The organism is Pandoraea pneumonica, assembly GCF_049918595.1.
In the GTDB taxonomy this organism is placed as follows: Bacteria; Pseudomonadota; Gammaproteobacteria; order Burkholderiales; family Burkholderiaceae; genus Pandoraea; species Pandoraea pneumonica_A.
The window spans coordinates 259,625-277,912 of the sequence record NZ_JBNCRZ010000005.1 but is presented as its reverse complement, the minus strand read 5'-3'; the positions used below and the strand labels follow the sequence as shown (position 1 = coordinate 277,912).

Genomic DNA, 18,288 nt, shown 5'->3' with positions numbered 1-18,288 from the left:
ATTTATCGACTTATTGGTGACATATGGGAATCAATGATGGGTACACACCGGACCGGCTCTCGGGCATATCGGCGTTCGTAGCCGCCGTCGACGCGGGCAGCTTCGCGGGGGCTGCCGAGCGCCTGCACCTCACACGCTCGGCGGTGGCCAAGCGCATTGCCCGGCTGGAGACGCGGCTGGGCGTGCGCCTGTTCCACCGGACAACGCGCAGTCAGCATCTGACCGACGAGGGACAGACCTTCTATCAGCGCTGCACCAAGGTGCTGGCGGAATTGTCGGAAGCGGAAGATGAGTTGAGCGCCGGGACGCAGTCGCCGATGGGAAAGCTCAGGGTGACGATGCCGGTGCAGATCGGGCGGGAGTGCATTGCGCCGGTGTTGCTCGCGCTAGCCAAAGGACATCCGCAACTGCGGCTCGAAATGGCCTTCAGCGACCGGCGCGTCGATCTGATCGAGGAAGGTTACGATCTGGCCGTGCGTAGCGGGCGGCTCGACGATACGCCCGGCCTCAAGGCCCGCTCGCTCGGTGAACAGACGATGATCCTGTGCGCGTCGCCTGGCTATCTGGCCGAATACGGCACGCCGCACGCGCCTGCGGAGTTGGCCGATCACGAACACCTGATGTATGGACGCGGCGGCAACCTGTACGAATGGCCAGCGTTCATCCCGTGTGCGACACCGGAGAATGCGCCTGCCGATGCGTCTGCCGGTGCCCCCATCACCCGCGCCGACACTGCCGGATTCCGCCGAAGCCGAACGCCGCGCTTCGTGCTCGACGATCTCGTCGCCCTCGTGAGCGCAGCGGAGCAAGGATTGGGGATCGCCTGCCTGCCCAGTTGGATCGCTGCGCAGCCATTGCGCACCGGCCTGCTGGTCAGACTGATGCCACACACCCGCTCGACTGGCACGCCCCTGCATCTTGTCTGGCCGGACACGCGACATCCTTCCCCGAAGCTGCGCGCCGCCATCGACGCGCTGGTGCAAGCTGCTCCCGCACTGCTCGGGGACCCCGGTACCGGCGAGAACCTCAACGACGCATGAACGGCGACTGTTGCGCGTCGATGGCCGCAGCACGCGTCGGATGCAAACGCGCCCACGCCTGCGCGGCCCACGCGCCCCCTAACAGACGCGAGAGACTGTCGCGGCGCGTGAGCAGCCGGTGCACCTGCTCGCGAGCGTCGACCCGGCCGTGCAAAGCACCGCTCCCCATTTCGGCGCCGGCAATCTCAATCGCCGCGCTGGCCCACGGCAAGAGCGTTTCCGAATGGATTCGACTTAAGCGATAAGCCATCTCAGCCGCGACGGCACGCACGTTGGTCGGGTTCTTCAATTCATCTGTGGCGACGCTCTCGGGCGCATCGAGCCTAAAGTCGGTCAGTCGCCGCACAAACGGTGCGTATTGTTCGCCATAGGGGAATTGTGTGAGATCGGCCAGTGCCTCGGGAGGCAGTTCCATCGCGAAACACGCCGCGTCGCGCCGGAACGTCGAGGTCAACGGCGGCAGCGCAGGCAGATCGGCCCGCTGCGCCACCGCCACGTCGTAACCCGTGTCTTTGCACGTGCCTTGAAAACCCATGTCCAGACATGCGCCGAAGTCCACCGTCATCATGCGCGGCAAGTTCTCCTTATCGCGCCACACCCCCACGTTCTCCATGAACACGTTGCACAGATCCCAGTTGCCCAGCCAGAGCGCCGCGATGTAGTGCCGCTCAAGCTCGCATTGGTAGACGTCGGGCAGCATCTTGCACAGCAGGCCGAGCATGTCGTTGCGACGCTTAAGCTCGTCCGCGTGAAGGCTCGCGAGATCGGGTGAGAGCGCCCAGAACGGCACACCCGCCTGCTTGCATAGCCGCTCCAGCACTTTGCCCGACATACGGGCACCGACGCCTGCGCCATCGCATATTTTTGCCCGCGTCTCGTCCTGCGACTGCCCCACGATAGCTCGCCGCGCTTCATCGCCCACGAGCCACAAGCCGATATCTTCGTACGTCGGCAAGTAAGCGCTTGCGAGATACACTCGGCCGCACGCCAACGTACCGTCGAACGCCTCATCGCAGCCTCGCACAAGAAATGTTGTCGGCGTCGGCAACCCGAGCGCACCGAAAAGCCGTGACGTGAGCCACGTCTGCGTCGTGTGCCATGGGTCGGGGCAGCGTTTGACCACATACTGCGTGGCATTCGCGTCAGGGGTCAGCGTTATGCGCACCACCGCCCCGGTGGCGCCCATGGGTTGCGTGTCATGGACGCGCTGCGCCGTCGAGAAGTCGTGCGGTCCAATATCCGGCAAGTCGGCCACACTGCCATCGTGCCCCAGCACCGCGCCCTGCATCCCCTGCGGCCCCACCTCCGGCAACGCTGGGCGAAGGACGTCCGCGCCATCGCCCGCGTTCTGTTGCGACGCGTCGTTCGGCACCGACGAGGGCTGGCGGCCATTCGGGGCACTGTAGGCACGGGTAAGGTCAAAGGGCAACATGGCGATCCTCCGTCGTCGTGTGATGGGACTAACACCGCCCGCCTGCGCTGCGCGCCAACGGTGTGGGTCAGGATCGGCGGATTCTGCTGCGGCGCACGACGACGGGCTTTCGAAAATGCGCCGAAATCGGACAAAACTGACGCATGCTCGTCACGCGTGATAGGCTCCGGCGCATGTCTACGAAGTCCTCAGTCCCCTTCACTGCCGCTCGCGTGCCTCGCGTTCTCGTCAGCAGTTGTCTGCTTGGCCAACCGGTGCGTTACCACGGCCGTGCCGCTCCCTGCGAGACCGACGCTGCCGTCATCCTCGATCGCTGGCGCGATGCCGGGCTCATTGCCGCGGTATGTCCAGAAGTCGCAGGCGGCTTGCCCACGCCGCGCCCGCCCGCCGAAATCACCGGCGCCATGAGTGGCGAGCGTGTCTGGCAGCACATGGCACGTGTCGTTGACGACACCGGGGACGATGTCACCGACGCATTCATCGACGGGGCGCAGCGCGCGCTAGCCCTTGCCCAGCGTCATGGCATTCGAATCGCGGTATTGAAGGAAGGCAGTCCGTCGTGCGGCAGCACGTTTGTCTATGACGGAAGCTTTACCGGCGCGAAGATCGCCGGTCGCGGTGTCGCTGCCGCGTTACTTCGCGAACACGGCATCGAGGTTTTCAGCGAGCACACGCTCGCCGAGGCCGACGCCCGCTTGCGAGAATTGAGTCTGCCGCTACCCGACGCAAAATGAAAAACGGGGACCCTCGTAGGTCCCCGTCGCTGACGTCGGCATTACCGGTGAATTTGGCACTCGACCGTGCTCACCGCCGCGCTACCCGTTGGCAGCGCCCCAGCGCCATCAAAGCTCGATCTTCGTCCCCAGCACCGCGAGGAACTGCGCGAGCCACGCCGGATGTGCAGGCCATGCCGGGGCGGTGACGAGTTTGCCGTCGGTATGCGCGGCGTCGATTTCGATCTCCATATACTTGCCGCCCGCGAGTCGCACTTCGGGCGCACAGGCCGGATACGCCGAGCATTCGCGCCCTTCGATCACGCCCGCTGCGGCCAGCAGTTGCGCACCGTGGCAGATCGCGGCGATCGGTTTGTCGTGCTCGGCGAAATGGCGCACGGCAGCGAGCACCTGCTCGTTGAGCCGCAAATATTCGGGAGCGCGTCCGCCGGGAATCACCAGCGCATCGTAATCGGCGGGCGACAGGCCATCGAACGTGGCGTTGAGCGTGAAGTCATGGCCGCGCTTCTCGCTGTAGGTCTGATCGCCTTCGAAATCGTGAATGGCGGTGCGCACCTTGTCGCCTGCCTTCTTGCCCGGACACACCACTTCGACGCGATGTCCCACGGCCATCAGTGCCTGCACGGGCACCATCAGTTCGTAGTCTTCGACGTAGTCGCCGGCCAGTACCAGAATCCGCTTCTTGCCCATGAGACTCTCCGTTCAGAGAAAAAATGGAAGGGAAACAGCACGCCCATGTTACCTAATTCCGATGACGCCCTTGGGACAGCGCTTCGAGACTTCCCTTACACTGACGCCGATTCCCCATTCTCGTGACACGCCCCGATGACTGTGAGACTGCGCAACGCCACGCTGCCGGAGAAAGACCCGGCACGCCCCCGCACAAAACCGGCCGAAGTTCGTCTGGAAGAATTGATGGGGGCGGCGGAATCGTTATTTCTCACCAAGGGCGTGGAGGCCACCACGATCAACGAAATCGTGGAGCACGCGCAGGTCGCGAAGGGCACCTTCTACCACTACTTCGCCTCCAAAAACGACATGCTCGAAGCGCTCGCGATGCGCTATACCGAGCAATTCATGGCGGCCTTGCAGGAAGCGGTCGATGCCTGCGCACCGGATGACTGGGTGCAACGCCTTCGCGTGTGGATTCAGACGAACGTCGAGACCTACGTGAAGACCTACCGCACGCACGACATCGTCTACGCCAATCACCACCATCACGATCGGACCAATCAGGCCAAGAACGCGATTCTCGACCAGTTGACGGAGATCATCGAGCGCGGCAAGGCCGCTGGCGTATGGGCACCGGATCAGCCGAGAATCGTGGCGCTGTTGATTTATTCAGGCGTTCACGGCGCGACGGACGACATCATTGCCGCACAGGCCAACAAGGCGAGCGACGGTAATGACGCGAACGCCTGCGCCGCGTTTGCGCGCAGCCTCTCGGAGGCTTGCCTGCGCATGCTCGCGCCCGTTGCGAAACCGGGTAAATAACCGACAATTTTCGACAAGCGCGGGGGGCAAAAAAAACCGCGTGCCGAAGCACGCGGTGTTAAGCCGGCGCAATGCGCCGTCGGTCAATGGTGAATGTCTTTGCGCACGGCAAAGTGCGCGCGCCAAACGGGTGAAGCGTCAATACGTTTCGAGATGCAGGCGCCCTTCCGTCTTCATCCGCTGCCATAGTGCTTGCCAGTCGAGCCCCGCTTCCCCAGCGATGGCTTGCAACGCCTGCAACACACCGTCTTCCATCCCCTTCAAGCCGCACACGTAGATGTAGGTGTGATCGTGACGCAGCAGCGCCGCCACATCGGTCGCGCGTTCGCGCATCACATCTTGGACGTAGCGCTTGGCTTGTCCCGGCGTACGCGAGAAGGCGAGATTGGTGTCGATGAAATCCTTCGGCAAATTCAGCAGTGGGCCGAAGTACGGCAACTCCCCCTGCGAGCGTGCGCCGAAGAACAGCATGAGCTTGCCGGTCGCGCCTTTCAGCCGGTTGCGGCGACGATACTCGGTCATCGCGCGCATCGGCGCGGCGCCGGTGCCAGTGCAAATCATCAACAGATGCGAGTCCGCGTGATTGGGCATCAGGAACGTGCTGCCGAACGGGCCCATCACGTTCACCACATCGCCCTTCTTCAGATCGCACAAATAGTTCGAGCACACCCCGCCCACCGCTTGCTCGTGATGATCTTTCGTCACGCGCTTCACGGTCAGCGCCAGATTGTTGTACCCGGCACGCTCTCCATCGCGCGGCGAGGCAATCGAGTACTGCCGCGCGTGATGCGCACGGCCATCGACCGTGGTGCCCGGCGGGATGATCCCAATCGACTGGCCTTCGAGCACCGGGAACGGCTGCTTGCCGAAGTCGAGCACGATGTGATGAATGTCGCTTTCCGTGCTCGTATCGGTCAGACGGTAATTGCCGACGACGGTGGCCTGCACCGGCGCCTTGTGGTTGTACAGATTGACGTAGGGTTTGGCGGCAGACCACGGCGGCACGACCGAGCCGCGCACGAGATCCGAGCCACCGATCACCGGCTCAGCCGACTCGGCGGCACCGGACGCGCCACCTGCCGCGCCGTCTTCCGCCGTCTCGCCGATCGTGCCCTGACCGGCGAGCGCATTGTCCTGCGCGGGCAATTCGTCCCACGTGAGCTGATCGTCAACGGAGTACGACGCGGCCTTGAGCACGTCGCGCCAGTTGTCGATGGCCCCCGTCGGGCATGGCGAGATACACGCCATGCAACCGTTGCAGGTGTCCGCGCGCACGACGTAGTTGTTCTCGTCGTGCGTGATCGCGTCGATCGGACACGTCTCTTCGCAGGTATTGCAGCGAATGCAGATCTCCGGATCGATCAGATGCTGCTTCAGAACTTCGACCGGAACGGGGCCGTTCATGATGCTGTCTCCTTGTGGGGTGGCGCTGCGGACTCGAAGGGTCCGCTTTAATTGAAGCGCACGTACTCGAAGTCGATCGGCTGGCGGTTGATACCCAGCGGGGGCGGCGCAATCCAGTTCGCGAACTTGCCCGGTTCGGTCACACGGCCCATCAGCGACGCGACATACGCGCGGTCTTCTGCGCTCGCCAACCACTCGCGCTCGTGGGCGGCCCATTCGGTCTCGCTCACTACGCGGCCATCGGGCGACACACGCACACCGGCAAACGTGCCGATCTGGCGATTGAACGCCTTGTGCGGCACCGTCAGACGGAAGTCGATACCGGCTTTCTCCAGCACCTTGTTCCAGCGATTGACGCCCGCCACCGAATCTTTGATGTAGTCGTCGCGCAGCACTTCGTTCATCGCGTTGAGCATTGGCACTTCGCGCTCGACGAGCTTGCCGTTGTCCACGTCGAGCAAGCGATACATCTGGCCGTTCAACTGATGATCGTCGTCGCGCTTGCCTTCTTCATAGCGGCCCTTCAGACCCGAGCTGTAGAAGATCGCCGCGTTCGACGACTGGTCGGCACCGAACAAATCGATCGTCACCGAGTAGTGGAAGTTGATGTAACGCTGAATCGTCGGCAGATCGATCACCCCGGCAGCGCGCAGCTTCGAGACATCGTCGGTGCCCAGTTCGTTCATCACCTGCGCCGTACGCGAAATCACACGCGACACGCCCGACTCGCCCACGAACATGTGATGCGCTTCTTCGGTCAGCATGAACTTCGTGGTGCGGGCGAGCGGATCGAAACCCGATTCGGCCAATGCCGAGAGTTGGAACTTGCCGTCGCGATCGGTGAAGTACGTGAACATGTAGAACGCCAGCCAGTCCGGCGTCTTCTCGTTGAAGGCGCCCAAGATGCGCGGGTTGTCTTCATCGCCCGAACGGCGGCCGAGCAGTGCTTCGGCTTCTTCGCGGCCATCGCGCCCGAAGTAGCGATGCAGCAGATAGACCATCGCCCACAGGTGACGGCCTTCTTCCACGTTCACCTGAAACAGATTGCGCAGGTCGTACATCGACGGTGCGGTCAGCCCCAGATGGCGTTGCTGCTCCACCGATGCCGGTTCCGTGTCGCCTTGCGTGACGATGATGCGGCGCAGGTTCGCACGATGCTCGCCCGGCACTTCTTGCCACGCGGCTTCGCCCTTGTGCTCGCCGAAATGAATCTTGCGATCGGCGTCGCCCGGCGTGAGGAAGATGCCCCAGCGATAGTCCGGCATCTTCACGTGATCGAAGTGCGCCCAGCCGCTCGGATCCACACTCACGGCGGTGCGCAGGTACACGTCGAAACCGTGCGAGCCTTCCGGGCCCATGTCACCCCACCAGGAGAGGAAGTTCGGCTGCCACTGTTCGAGCGCACGTTGCAGCGTGCGGTCGTCGGACAGGTTGACGTTGTTGGGGATCTTCTCGCTGTAGTTGATCGAAGCCATCGTGGGAATCCTCGTGTCTCGTGCGTATCTGTGGAAACGTCGCGTTGTTTAGCGTGTTGACGTCAGCCGGATGTCGTCAGACGCGGTTCAAATCGAATTGCGCCTTGCTGCCCTTGCCGTAGACCTTCAGCGCGCCCTTCTCGCCAACGGCGTTCGGGCGGATAAAGATCCAGTTCTGCCAGGCCGACAGACGTCCGAAGATGCGCGTGTTCATCGTCTCTTTGCCGTTGAAGCGCAGGTTCGCCTCCAAACCGGTAAGTGCATCGGGCGACATGGCTGCACGTTCTTCGATGGCGATGCGAATCTCGTCCGGCCAATCCAGATCGTCGACAGCGGCGGTCACCAACCCGAGACGCTCAGCCTCGTCCGGACGCACAGGACGGCCGATGGTCTCGCGCACGGCGGCAAGTTCGGCGTTGTCTTCATAGAAACGGCGCGCCAGACGCGACTGGTCGGTCACCATCGGCAGCAAGCCGAAGTTCACTTCCGAGAGCGTGATGGCCGGCTCGTCTTCCTCGCTGGCCGGCAGCGCGGCCATATAGGTGCGATCGGCAGCAAACGCGAATTCGGCAAGCGTGCCGGTGAAGCACGAATCCGGCTCGATGAGCGCGAACAGCGAGCGCGACGACACGTCGATACGGGCAAACGTGCGGCGCAGCAGGCCGATGGTTTCCCGCACGAGCCAGTGGCCCTGATGCGCGATAAGCGATGCGTCGGCGGCCAGCACGTGTTGTGCCTCGCCTTCGGTGCGCAGCAGCCACGTGCCGATATCGAGTTCGTTGGTGCGCAGATTGAGAATGGCGTCGTCGAGTTCGCGGGCCATTTGCAGCGGCCACCAGCGCACGCCAGCGGCTTCGATACCGTCGATATCCTGCGGCGGCGCCGACTTCGGTGCCTTCACGGTCAGGCTTGCCGTGCGATTGACGCGGTCGATTTCCACGTCGACGAATTCGTAGCGGATGGCATCGGGTTCGTCGGTGCGCTCGATGCGGGTGAGCGCCACGCCCTTGCCGCCCGGACGATCGCTTTGTTGCGCCAGTTCCAGCGCGCGCGCCGAAATGGTTTGCGCGAATTGTGCGGGCTTGACCACTTCGTCGACCAGACGCCATTGCTTGGCGCGCTCGCCGCGAATGCCTTCCACGATGGTGCAGAAGATATCGGCACGATCGTTGCGCACATGGCGCTTGTCGGTCAGACGCGTGAGACCGCCCGTACCCGGCAGCACGCCGAGCAGCGGCACTTCAGGCAGCGACACCGACGACGAACGGTCGTCGACCAGATAGATCTCGTCGCAGGCCAATGCCAGTTCGTAACCGCCGCCAGCGCACGCACCATTCACGGCGGCCAGGAATTTCAGGCCCGAGTGGCGGCTGGAGTCTTCCAGACCGTTACGCGTTTCGTTGGTGAATTTGCAGAAGTTGACCTTCCACGCATGCGAGGACACGCCCAGCATGAAGATGTTGGCGCCCGAGCAGAACACGCGGTCCTTGGCGCTCGTGACCACCACCGTCTTGACTTCAGGGTGCTCGAAGCGGATGCGCTGAACGGCATCGTGCAGCTCGATATCCACACCAAGATCGTACGAATTGAGCTTGAGCTTATAGCCCTCGCGAATGCCGCCGTCTTCTGCGATATCGATCGTGAGCGTGGCGACCGGGCCTTCGAAACTCAGCTTCCAGTGCTTGTACTGCGTGGGGTCCGTACGGTAGTCGACGTGGGGTTTGCCGAACATGATTGCCTCCAACTCGAATAATGATCTCGTTGAATTGCAATATAGTGCAGCACAAACCCGCCGTCAACGGTTAACTTGAAGAAAAATGAATTATTTTGCAGATAGCCAACAATCAGTCGGTCGATAACTGCACTGCGAGGCGTCCTCGAAGTTGCAGATAGGCGTCTGCCAGGGCTCGCCCGCCGGTGTCGAAGCTCATATCCGCCTTGGCGTAGAAGTCTTGGTGGCCTGCCAGAATGCGCTTGAGGTCGTCCATGGCTTCGGCGTTCCCCGACATCGGGCGCAGATCGCCTTGCGCCACCACGCGCTTCATATGCTCTTCCGGCGAGGCTTGCAGCCAGACCGTGTAGCAATGCGTGAGCAGGAAGTTGAACGTGGCCGCGTCGCTCACAATCCCGCCCGGCGAGGCGATCACGGCACGCGGATGCTCGGCCACTACCGCTTCGAGCGCCCGCAATTCGTAGCGCCGGTAAGCCGTGGCGCCATAGAGCGAGTAGATCTCCGACGGCGGGCAGCCTGCCAGTTGCTCGATCACGCGATTGAGTTCGACGAAAGGCACGTGCATATCGTCAGCCAGCATGCGACCCAGCGTGGACTTGCCCGCGCCACGCAGGCCGATGAGGGCAATGCGCCCGCGCCGGTCCGGATCGCGCTCGCTGCCCGCAAACAACTCGCTAAGTGCCTGACGCGCGCGGGTCAGCGCCTCGCCGTCGCGGCCGTGCAGGATTTCACGAATCAGCAGCCACTCGGCAGACGACGTGGTCTCATCCCCGACGATTTCCGCCAATGTGCAATTTAGTGCCTGTGCCAGTTGACGCAGGAACAGCACGGACGCGTTGCCCACGCCCGATTCCAGATTAGCCACATGGCGCTCGGACACGTCCGCGTCGAGCGCCAGCGCCTTACGGGTCAGGCCGCGGCGGGCGCGCAGCGTGCGCACACGCTCGCCCAGCGCGACCAGGAACGGGTCTTTCTCTACGGCGGCACGCGCCGTCAACACCCCATCGGCAGGCGCACTCTTATTCATCGGGCGAGATCCTCGGAACAGGTAACATGTAATATATTGCTTGACAGCGAAAATTGCATGCTCTAATTTTCACCATGCGTCGATAAAAAAGCAAACACGGGGCGCAGCCCCCTTGCGTCATCCCCAGGAGACATGGATGGATGTGCCCCAATTTCAGGCGCTGATCGCCGACCTCACACGCCAGCTCGAAGGGCGCGCGCTAGACGCCGACCTCGCCGACTGGCTCAACACACATTACGGTGCCGACACGCCCGGCTTTGCCGCGCTAACCGCCGCCTGCAACACGGGCGTCGCCGACGGCTGGCTCTGCAATCGCGAAGGCGGCGGCATTCGTTATGGCCGTGTGATCAAGCCGACACCCGACACGCATGGTTTTTCCGTCGACGTCGTCGACATGGCCGATCTGGCCGGGCCGCACCATGGGCATCCGAATGGCGAAATCGATCTGATCATGCCGATCACGCCCGGCGCGACGTTCGACGGGCATCCGGCCGGTTGGTGTGTTTATGGCCCTGGCACCGCGCATCGCCCGACGGTCGCGCACGGCCGTGCCCTCGTCCTCTATCTCCTGCCCCAAGGGGCGATCGAATTTACCCGCAGCGCTTGATACCGGATCGCACGACGGCCGCGCCTTCGTGCGGCGCCGTCATCCGCAATCCGGTACACAAGCCCCTGCCTACCGAGCCTTTGTCATGAGTACGCCTGCTTTGCTGGAAAACTACGTCGCCGGTCAATGGGTCGCCGGTCGTGGCGAGGGCACCGCCCTCACTGATCCCGTCACCGGCGAGACGCTCGCACGCGTGTCGAGCGACGGCCTCGATCTGGATGCCGCGTTCACCTTCGCACGCGATACCGCAGGCCCGGCGTTGCGCGCGCTGTCGTTTGCCGAGCGTGCGCAACGGCTCTCGCAAATCGTCGCCACGTTGCAGGCAAATCGCGATGACTACTACGCCATTGCGACCGCGAATTCCGGCACTGTCGCCACCGACTCCGCTGTCGATATCGATGGCGCGATTTATACCCTGTCGACTTACGCCAAGCTGGGCGCATCGTTAGGCGATGCGCACACATTGCTCGATGGTGCCGTGACGCCGCTCGCGAAAGACGGCTCGTTTGCGGTGCGCCATGTCTTGCGACCGACACCGGGCGTCGCGCTCTTCATCAATGCATTCAACTTCCCGTCGTGGGGGTTGTGGGAGAAAGCCGCCGCGGCACTGCTCGCGGGCGTGCCCGTGATCGTGAAGCCTGCGACGTCTACCGCGTGGCTCACGCAGCGCATGGTGGCCGATGTCGTCGCGGCGGACGTGCTGCCGCGGGGCAGTCTCTCGATCATCTGCGGCAGCGCCGCCGGTTTGCTCGATCGCATCGGCCCGTTCGATGTGGTGTCGTTCACCGGGTCAGCCGCCACCGCAGCCACGTTGCGCGCTCACGCGGCGTTCACCGAACGCTCGGCCCGCATCAACGTGGAGGCCGATAGCCTGAATAGCGCCCTCCTTCTGCCCGACGCTGCGCCCGGCACGGCCGCTTTCGACCAATTCGTGCGCGAAGTCGCGCGGGAGATGACCGTCAAGTCGGGGCAGAAGTGCACCGCCATTCGCCGCGCACTGGTGCCGGTGGCACATTTCGATGCCGCCGCGAGCGCCATTGCCGAGCGTCTGGCAAAAACGACCGTCGGCAATCCGCGCAATGAAGCCGTCCGCATGGGCTCGCTCGTGAACGCGGCGCAAAAGCGCACCGTGCTCGAAGGCATTGCCGAACTGCAAGCGGAAGCGCAAACCCTTTACGACGGCAATCGCGAAGCCACGTTTATCGACGCCGCCGCGCATAGCGCCTGTGTCGCGCCTGTGCTGCTCGGTTTGCGCGATGGCGCGTTGGGCCGGCGTGTGCACGACACCGAAGTGTTCGGGCCGGTCGCCACGCTGGTCGGCTATCGCGATGTCGACGAGGCCGTGGCACTGGCCAAACGCGGTCAAGGTTCGCTCGTCGTTTCCCTCTTCAGCAACGACGCCCTCGCCATGCGCGCGCCTGCGCTCGCATTGGCCGATGCGCACGGCCGTGTGCATGCGGTCGATCCGTCGGTAGCCAAGACGCAGACCGGTCACGGCAATGTCATGCCGCAATCGCTGCATGGCGGCCCGGGACGTGCCGGTGGCGGCGAAGAATTGGGCGGCCTGCGTGCGTTGCGCTTCTATCACGTTCGCTCGGCAGTGCAAGGCCCCGCAGCGCTGGTTGAAGCGCTCACGGCCGATGCCGTCGAATTGCCCAAGTGATCGCGATTCGTTGTCGCCGTTTTTCATCGTACTGAGTCGTTAGCCGTTCAAAGTCGCAAGCCGTCGTAGTCAAGGTGTTTCACACAGGTGCCGTCAGAGCGCCGTAGAGAACCAACGCCGTGTGCGCGTTGCCCTCGCACGTATGCAGGGCACGCGCGGCGATCCACCGGAGGCAACATGGAAGCCGTACTGACCCCACCGCCGGCGAACTTCAACTTCGCCGCGCACCTTGAAGCGCTCAATCGCGCTCGCGCCGCCAAGACGGCGTATCTCGACGACACGCAGTCCCTCACCTACGGCGAACTTGCCGAGCGCAGCCGACGCTTCGCCACGGGCCTCGCACGTGCGGGCGTGCACCGCGAGGAGCGCATCCTGCTTGTGATGCTCGACACCATCGACTTGCCCGTCGCCTTTCTCGGCGCGCTCTATGCGGGTGTGGTGCCTGTCGTCGTCAATACGCTGCTCACCGCCGACGATTACGCGTACATGATGGCGCACAGCAAAGCGCAACTCGTGATCGCGTCGGGCGCGCTGATGCCGACCGTGCAGGCCGCCCTCGATCAGATGAGCGCACCGCCGCCGTGCATCGTCTCGCAGCCGGTGGCCGTAGCCGATGCGACCGACACCGCGCAGCAGACACCGCCCGTCACCTTCGATGCGCTTATCGACGGCCCGCCCAGCGCGCTGCCTGCCGATACGGCGGGAGACGACATCGCCTTCTGGCTGTATTCGTCGGGCTCGACCGGCAAGCCCAAGGGCACCGTGCACACACACGCGAATCTGTACTGGACGGTAGAGACTTACGCCCGCAACGTGCTCGGTATTCGCGAAGACGACGTGGTCTTCTCGGCGGCGAAACTGTTTTTCGCCTACGGATTGGGGAATGGACTCACGTTCCCGCTGTCCGTGGGCGCGACCGTGGTGCTGATGGCCGAGCGCCCGACTGCCGAAGCAGTGGCGCAACGCCTGAAACAGCATCGCCCGACCATCTTCTACGGGGTGCCCACGCTGTACGCGAACCTGCTCGCGTCGCCGCATCTGCCCGCGCGCGCCGACGTGTCGCTGCGGTTGTGCACGTCCGCAGGCGAAGCGTTGCCGCGCGAGATCGGCGAGCGTTTCACCGCCCACTTCGGTGCGGAGATTCTCGACGGCATCGGCTCGACCGAGATGCTGCACATCTTCTTGTCGAATCGCGCGGGGCAAGTGGCGTATGGCACGACCGGCGAGCCGGTACCTGGCTACTCGGTGGAACTGCGTGACGAAAACGGACTGCCGGTCCCCGATGGCGAAATCGGCGACTTGTATATCAAGGGCCCGAGCGCGGCGCTGATGTACTGGTGCAATCGCGAGAAATCGCGCGCGACGTTTCTCGGCGACTGGCTCAAGAGTGGCGACAAGTACCAGCGTCTGCCCAGTGGGTATTACGTCTATGCCGGGCGCAGTGACGATATGCTCAAGGTCAGCGGCCAATACGTGTCGCCCATCGAAGTCGAGATGGTGCTGATGCAGCACGACGCCGTCCTCGAAGCGGGCGTGGTCGGTCGCGACGACAACGGTCTGACGAAGACGCAGGCGTTTGTCGTACTCAAGCCCGGTGTGGTGGCCGACGATGCGATGGCCACTGCGCTCAAGGCGTTCGTCAAGGCGCGACTCGCGCCGCATAAATACCCTCGCGAGCTGGTGTTCGTCGACGATCTACCGAAGACGGCCACAGGCAAGGTTCAGCGCTTCAAGCTGCGCGAGATGCTCTAGGAGAAGACGAAACGATGTCGGACGTTCAGTTCGCCCAGATCGAGACGGCCTCGCACGGCGCGCTCTCGCTGGAATACCGGTGGCTCAATCGCGAGCGCACCGTGGCGCCGCTGCTGGTCTTTCTGCACGAAGGGCTGGGGTCGGTCGCCATGTGGAAAGACTGGCCGCAGCAGTTGTGCGATGCAGGCGGCTATCGCGGTCTCGTGTTCTCGCGCAATGGGTACGGCCGCTCTACGCCGCGTCCGCACGGCGAGAAATGGCCGGTGGATTTCATGCACAAGCAGGCGCGCGAAGTGCTGCCCGCGTTTCTCGACGCGGTGGGTGTGGATGCCAAGACTGCCGAGCGTGTGTGGCTCGTCGGTCATAGCGATGGCGGCTCGATTGCGCTGCTGTTCTCGGCAGCCTTCCCCGACCGGATCGCCGGGGCCGTGGTGCTCGCCCCGCACTTGTTCGTGGAAGATGTGTCGGTCGAGAGCATTGCGAAGACGAAGACCGTCTACGAGACGACCGATCTGCGCACGAAGCTCGCGCGCTATCACGACGACGTCGAGAGTGCGTTCTGGGGCTGGAACGATATCTGGCTGAACCCGGCGTTTCGCGAGTGGAATCTGGTCGGTGCGGTGGCGAGTATCGAGAAGCCGCTGCTGGCCATTCAGGGCGAAGACGACGAGTACGGCACGATGGCGCAGATGGACAGCATCGCCGCCAACGTCTCGCACGCGAAGGTCGTGAAACTGCCCAACTGCGGACATTCGCCGCATCGCGACGCGCCCGAAGCGTTAGCGCAAGCCATCGTGTCCTTCATCCATGGCGGGCACGCGGCGAAAGCCGAAGGCGATCAGCGCGCGGCTTGATTGCAGGAAACCGGGGCGCGCTCAGCGCTCCGGTGCCACTTCCATCGATTCAATCGCCCGTGACACCAACTCCCTCGCATCGGCGACGGACGGCGTGCGCCGCACCAACCCGCCGAAGCGCTGATCGACCAGCAGTGCCGCCAGCCCATGCACATACGCCCAGCCAGCCACCATGGCGACGGCGCGCTCGGCGCTCAATTCAATCCGCGCGCCGTTCTCCTCGGCATCCGTCTCAAACGCCGGATCCAGTACGCCTGCGAGCAACCGCATCGAGTGACTACGCGCGTCGCTTAGCGATGGGCGTGTCAGATCCAGCAACTCATTGCGGGCCATCAGACGGAACAGGTCAGGGTTAGCCATCGCGAAATCGACATATGCATGCGCCACCGCCTTACGGCGCGCCTTCCCCGGTTCAACGCCGCTGCCGCTAGCCGCCATTGCCGCCGCCATGCGCCGATGGCCATCGGCCACCAACTCGCTCAACACCCCCGCCGTGTCACCGAAGTGATGCTGCGGCGCGGTGTGCGATACCCCCGCTTCGCGCGCGATCGAGCGCAGTGTCAGCCCACGCAAACCGTCGCGCTTGAGCACCGTCTCGGCCGCCGCCAACAACGCCTCCGGCAGCCCGCCATGATGATACGGACGCTTCTTCGCCCCTTGGGTGCTCTCGCTCGCGGGCTTACTGGCCGATTTTTCAGTCATACACGATGTCAATGTTTCCAACGGAAAAATATGTTGACGCCAATTGGGAGTCTCGTCAAAATCTTTCCACTGGAAACATTGAGCGATTGACGATTCGGTCCACCGCTCGATCTCCAGCGTCACTTTCCCGAACGAGAGGCAGGCATGAAGGCAAACGTATTGATCTCCGGCGCCGGCGTGAGCGGTCTGGCGCTGGCTTATTGGCTCGACCGCGCGGGCTTCGCCACCACGGTGGTCGAGCGTGCGCCGGAATTGCGCCGGGGCGGTCAGGCGATCGACATTCGCGGCGTAGCACTTGATGTGACTGAAGCCATGGGGCTGCTGGCCCCCGCCCGCGCGTTGCGCACGCGGCTCAAAGGCATGTCGATGCTCGACGCGCAGGGCAATGAAATCGATCGGACCGAGGAGCGCACCTTCAGCGGCGGACCGCTCAACACCGCCGATTTCGAGATCTTTCGCGACGATCTGTGCGAAGTACTGATGGGCGCACTTAGCGACGACATCGAGTGGATCTACGACGACAGCATTCTTGCGCTCGACGATCAGGGCGATCGGGTGATGGTGCGTTTCGAGCGCGGCGCGCCGCGTGCCTTCGATCTGGTCATCGGGGCCGACGGCACATATTCCAACGTGCGGCGCTTGTGTTTCAACGACGAAGCGTCGGTCGTGCGGCCGTTGAATATGATCCTTGCGCTGTTCACCACGCCGAATCAGATTGCACTAAAAGACTGGCAGCTCGGCCATCGCGAAGGCGGCGTGGGTTACATCATCTACCCGAGTCTCGATCAGACGACGTTACGCGTCGCCGTGGGATTCGAGGCCCCCTCGCCCGCCCTGCCGCGCAACGACACCGAGGCGCAGAAGCGGCTCGTCACGCAGCGCTGCGAGTCGTTGGGCGGCGACATTCGCGGGCTGATCGACGCCATGCAAACAACGGACGATTTCCATTACAACGAACTGGCGCAGATTCGCATGCCGTCATGGTCGAAGGGACGTGTGGCGCTCGCGGGCGATGCCGCACATTGCGCCTCGCCGTTCTCTGGGCAAGGCACCAGCCTCGCGCTCGTCGGTGCAGCAGTGTTGGCGTACTCACTGGCGCGACACTGGCCGAACCCCTCGCACGCCTTTGCCGAGTACGAGGGGCGCATGCGGCCTTACGTCGATCTCAATCAGGCAATCGTCGATATGGAGCGCAAGGGCCCCATTCCCGATGCCCAGATGGAAGCCGCCAAGCACGGCATCGAAGTCGATGACCTGCTTAGCGACCTGTTGGCCGGATCAGATCACGCGCACGCCTGGCTGGCCCGGCCGCATGGCGCCGACAATGCCTGCCTCGATGAAGCCGTCCGCACGGAACACGGCGAGCACATCGTCGACCGCGCCCGGGGCGCATGACACCAGCAGCCCGCCCGCCGTTTGCGGGTCGCACAGCAAGTCGCGATCCCGCTCGGTGAGGCGATCACCGAGTTCCACGGCACTGCCGTACGACGCCCAGTTGCGGCCCGATGCGCCGGTAATGCACCCCTTGTCGGCCAGTTCGCGCACGCCGTCGAACAGCGGCACGTCCGACATGCGCAAGTAGGCAGCGAGGTTCGCGCCTCGGCACATCTCGAGCGTGTGGCCCAGCAGGCCGAAGCCCGTGACGTCGGTGAGCGCATGCACGCCCGGCAGCGCGGCGAGTGCCGGGCCGACGCGATTGAGGCGCGTCGTCGCATCGATCATGCGGCGGTAGCCCGCGGCATCGAGTTGATTCTTCTTGAGCGCCGCCGACATCACACCGACACCCAGCGGCTTGCCCAGCACCAGTACGTCACCGGCTTGTGCGTCGGCGTTGCGCTTGATGCGCTTCGGATGCACCACGCCCATCGCAGCAAGACCGTAGATCGGTTCTACCGAATCGATGCTGTGACCGCCCGCAATCGGGATGCCCGCTTCGGCACACACCGATTCGCCGCCGCGCAGAATGTCGCGAATGGTCTCGCGCGGCAACACGTTGATCGGCATGCCGACGATGGCCAACGCGAAGATCGGCTTGCCACCCATGGCGTAGATATCCGACAGCGCGTTGGTCGCAGCAATGCGGCCGAAGTCGAACGGATCGTCGACGATCGGCATGAAGAAATCGGTGGTGGCGATGATCGCCTGCTCGTCGTTCAGTTGATAGACGGCGGCATCGTCTGCCGTCTCGGTGCCCACGAGCAATGCGGCGGGCATGGGCATCGGCGATTCGTTGCGTGCGAGCAATTCGGAGAGCACGCCCGGCGCGATCTTGCAGCCGCAGCCGCCGCCGTGCGAGAGCGAGGTCAAACGCGGCGCGGCGGGGGCGGTTTGAGAAGCATCCACCGGGGTGACATCGTGTGCAGTCATGGTCG

Annotated in this window: 16 protein-coding genes; 8 read left to right on the top strand and 8 right to left on the bottom strand. The window is 63.7% G+C overall.

Features of this window, described 5'->3' with window-relative positions:
* Nucleotides 1-23 precede the first annotated feature (23 nt).
* Nucleotides 24-1,040: a LysR family transcriptional regulator gene (locus ACPWR9_RS21375; RefSeq protein ID WP_426300388.1), complete on the top strand. Its 1,017-nt coding sequence runs from the start codon at nucleotides 24-26 to the stop codon at nucleotides 1,038-1,040.
* Here ACPWR9_RS21375 and ACPWR9_RS21370 read toward each other — a convergent pair.
* Nucleotides 1,027-2,472, bottom strand: a complete 1,446-nt coding sequence (locus tag ACPWR9_RS21370; RefSeq protein WP_426300386.1) for a hypothetical protein — start codon at nucleotides 2,470-2,472, stop codon at nucleotides 1,027-1,029. The genes ACPWR9_RS21375 and ACPWR9_RS21370 overlap by 14 nt on opposite strands.
* A 173-nt stretch (nucleotides 2,473-2,645) precedes the next feature.
* Between ACPWR9_RS21370 and ACPWR9_RS21365 the strand changes: the two genes are divergently transcribed.
* Complete coding sequence (locus ACPWR9_RS21365) at nucleotides 2,646-3,206, top strand: DUF523 domain-containing protein (RefSeq protein ID WP_426300384.1); 561 nt, start codon at nucleotides 2,646-2,648, stop codon at nucleotides 3,204-3,206.
* A gap of 108 nt (nucleotides 3,207-3,314) precedes the next feature.
* Here the strand turns inward: ACPWR9_RS21365 and ACPWR9_RS21360 are convergent, their stop codons facing one another.
* Nucleotides 3,315-3,896 carry a DJ-1/PfpI family protein gene (locus ACPWR9_RS21360; protein ID WP_426300382.1) on the bottom strand — a complete coding sequence of 194 codons (582 nt, stop codon included), beginning with the start codon at nucleotides 3,894-3,896 and terminating at the stop codon, nucleotides 3,315-3,317.
* 135 nt (nucleotides 3,897-4,031) lie between these two features.
* Here ACPWR9_RS21360 and ACPWR9_RS21355 point away from each other — a divergent pair, with 135 nt between their 5' ends.
* Nucleotides 4,032-4,700 carry a TetR/AcrR family transcriptional regulator gene (locus ACPWR9_RS21355; protein WP_426300380.1) on the top strand — a complete coding sequence of 223 codons (669 nt, stop codon included), beginning with the start codon at nucleotides 4,032-4,034 and terminating at the stop codon, nucleotides 4,698-4,700.
* Nucleotides 4,701-4,838: 138 nt separating this feature from the next.
* On the opposite strand, the gene boxA is transcribed toward ACPWR9_RS21355, so the two are convergent.
* The 4 genes from boxA to ACPWR9_RS21335 form a co-directional block, all read right to left on the bottom strand.
* Nucleotides 4,839-6,104: a benzoyl-CoA 2,3-epoxidase subunit BoxA gene (gene boxA, locus ACPWR9_RS21350; RefSeq protein ID WP_426300378.1), complete on the bottom strand. Its 1,266-nt coding sequence runs from the start codon at nucleotides 6,102-6,104 to the stop codon at nucleotides 4,839-4,841.
* 47 nt (nucleotides 6,105-6,151) lie between these two features.
* Complete coding sequence (gene boxB, locus ACPWR9_RS21345; RefSeq protein WP_150681509.1) at nucleotides 6,152-7,579, bottom strand: benzoyl-CoA 2,3-epoxidase subunit BoxB; 1,428 nt, start codon at nucleotides 7,577-7,579, stop codon at nucleotides 6,152-6,154.
* Between the two features lie 76 nt (nucleotides 7,580-7,655).
* Nucleotides 7,656-9,311, bottom strand: a complete 1,656-nt coding sequence (boxC, locus tag ACPWR9_RS21340; protein ID WP_426300376.1) for a 2,3-epoxybenzoyl-CoA dihydrolase — start codon at nucleotides 9,309-9,311, stop codon at nucleotides 7,656-7,658.
* 112 nt (nucleotides 9,312-9,423) lie between these two features.
* A complete protein-coding gene (locus ACPWR9_RS21335) occupies nucleotides 9,424-10,338 on the bottom strand; it encodes a helix-turn-helix transcriptional regulator (RefSeq protein ID WP_426300374.1) in 915 nt (304 codons plus the stop codon).
* 136 nt (nucleotides 10,339-10,474) lie between these two features.
* Between ACPWR9_RS21335 and ACPWR9_RS21330 the strand changes: the two genes are divergently transcribed.
* From ACPWR9_RS21330 to ACPWR9_RS21315, 4 genes are all read left to right on the top strand, one after another.
* Entirely contained in the window at nucleotides 10,475-10,945 is a 471-nt protein-coding gene (locus tag ACPWR9_RS21330) for a DUF4863 family protein (protein WP_426300372.1), read from the top strand.
* Nucleotides 10,946-11,030: 85 nt separating this feature from the next.
* Nucleotides 11,031-12,608 carry a 3,4-dehydroadipyl-CoA semialdehyde dehydrogenase gene (locus tag ACPWR9_RS21325; RefSeq protein WP_426300370.1) on the top strand — a complete coding sequence of 526 codons (1,578 nt, stop codon included), beginning with the start codon at nucleotides 11,031-11,033 and terminating at the stop codon, nucleotides 12,606-12,608.
* Between the two features lie 177 nt (nucleotides 12,609-12,785).
* Nucleotides 12,786-14,360: a benzoate-CoA ligase family protein gene (locus tag ACPWR9_RS21320; protein WP_426300368.1), complete on the top strand. Its 1,575-nt coding sequence runs from the start codon at nucleotides 12,786-12,788 to the stop codon at nucleotides 14,358-14,360.
* A 14-nt stretch (nucleotides 14,361-14,374) separates the two neighbouring features.
* Nucleotides 14,375-15,214, top strand: coding sequence for an alpha/beta fold hydrolase (locus ACPWR9_RS21315; RefSeq protein WP_426300366.1), 840 nt, complete (start codon nucleotides 14,375-14,377; stop codon nucleotides 15,212-15,214).
* A 21-nt stretch (nucleotides 15,215-15,235) separates the two neighbouring features.
* On the opposite strand, the gene ACPWR9_RS21310 is transcribed toward ACPWR9_RS21315, so the two are convergent.
* Complete coding sequence (locus ACPWR9_RS21310) at nucleotides 15,236-15,916, bottom strand: TetR/AcrR family transcriptional regulator (RefSeq protein ID WP_426300364.1); 681 nt, start codon at nucleotides 15,914-15,916, stop codon at nucleotides 15,236-15,238.
* Nucleotides 15,917-16,060: 144 nt separating this feature from the next.
* On the opposite strand from ACPWR9_RS21310, the gene ACPWR9_RS21305 reads away from it, so the two are divergent.
* On the top strand, nucleotides 16,061-17,311 hold the full coding sequence (locus ACPWR9_RS21305) for an FAD-dependent monooxygenase (protein ID WP_426300362.1): 1,251 nt from the start codon (nucleotides 16,061-16,063) through the stop codon (nucleotides 17,309-17,311).
* Here ACPWR9_RS21305 and selD read toward each other — a convergent pair.
* A complete protein-coding gene (selD, locus tag ACPWR9_RS21300; protein ID WP_426300360.1) occupies nucleotides 17,195-18,283 on the bottom strand; it encodes a selenide, water dikinase SelD in 1,089 nt (362 codons plus the stop codon). The two genes, ACPWR9_RS21305 and selD, sit on opposite strands and share 117 nt — an antisense overlap.
* Between the last annotated feature and the right edge of the window lie 5 nt (nucleotides 18,284-18,288).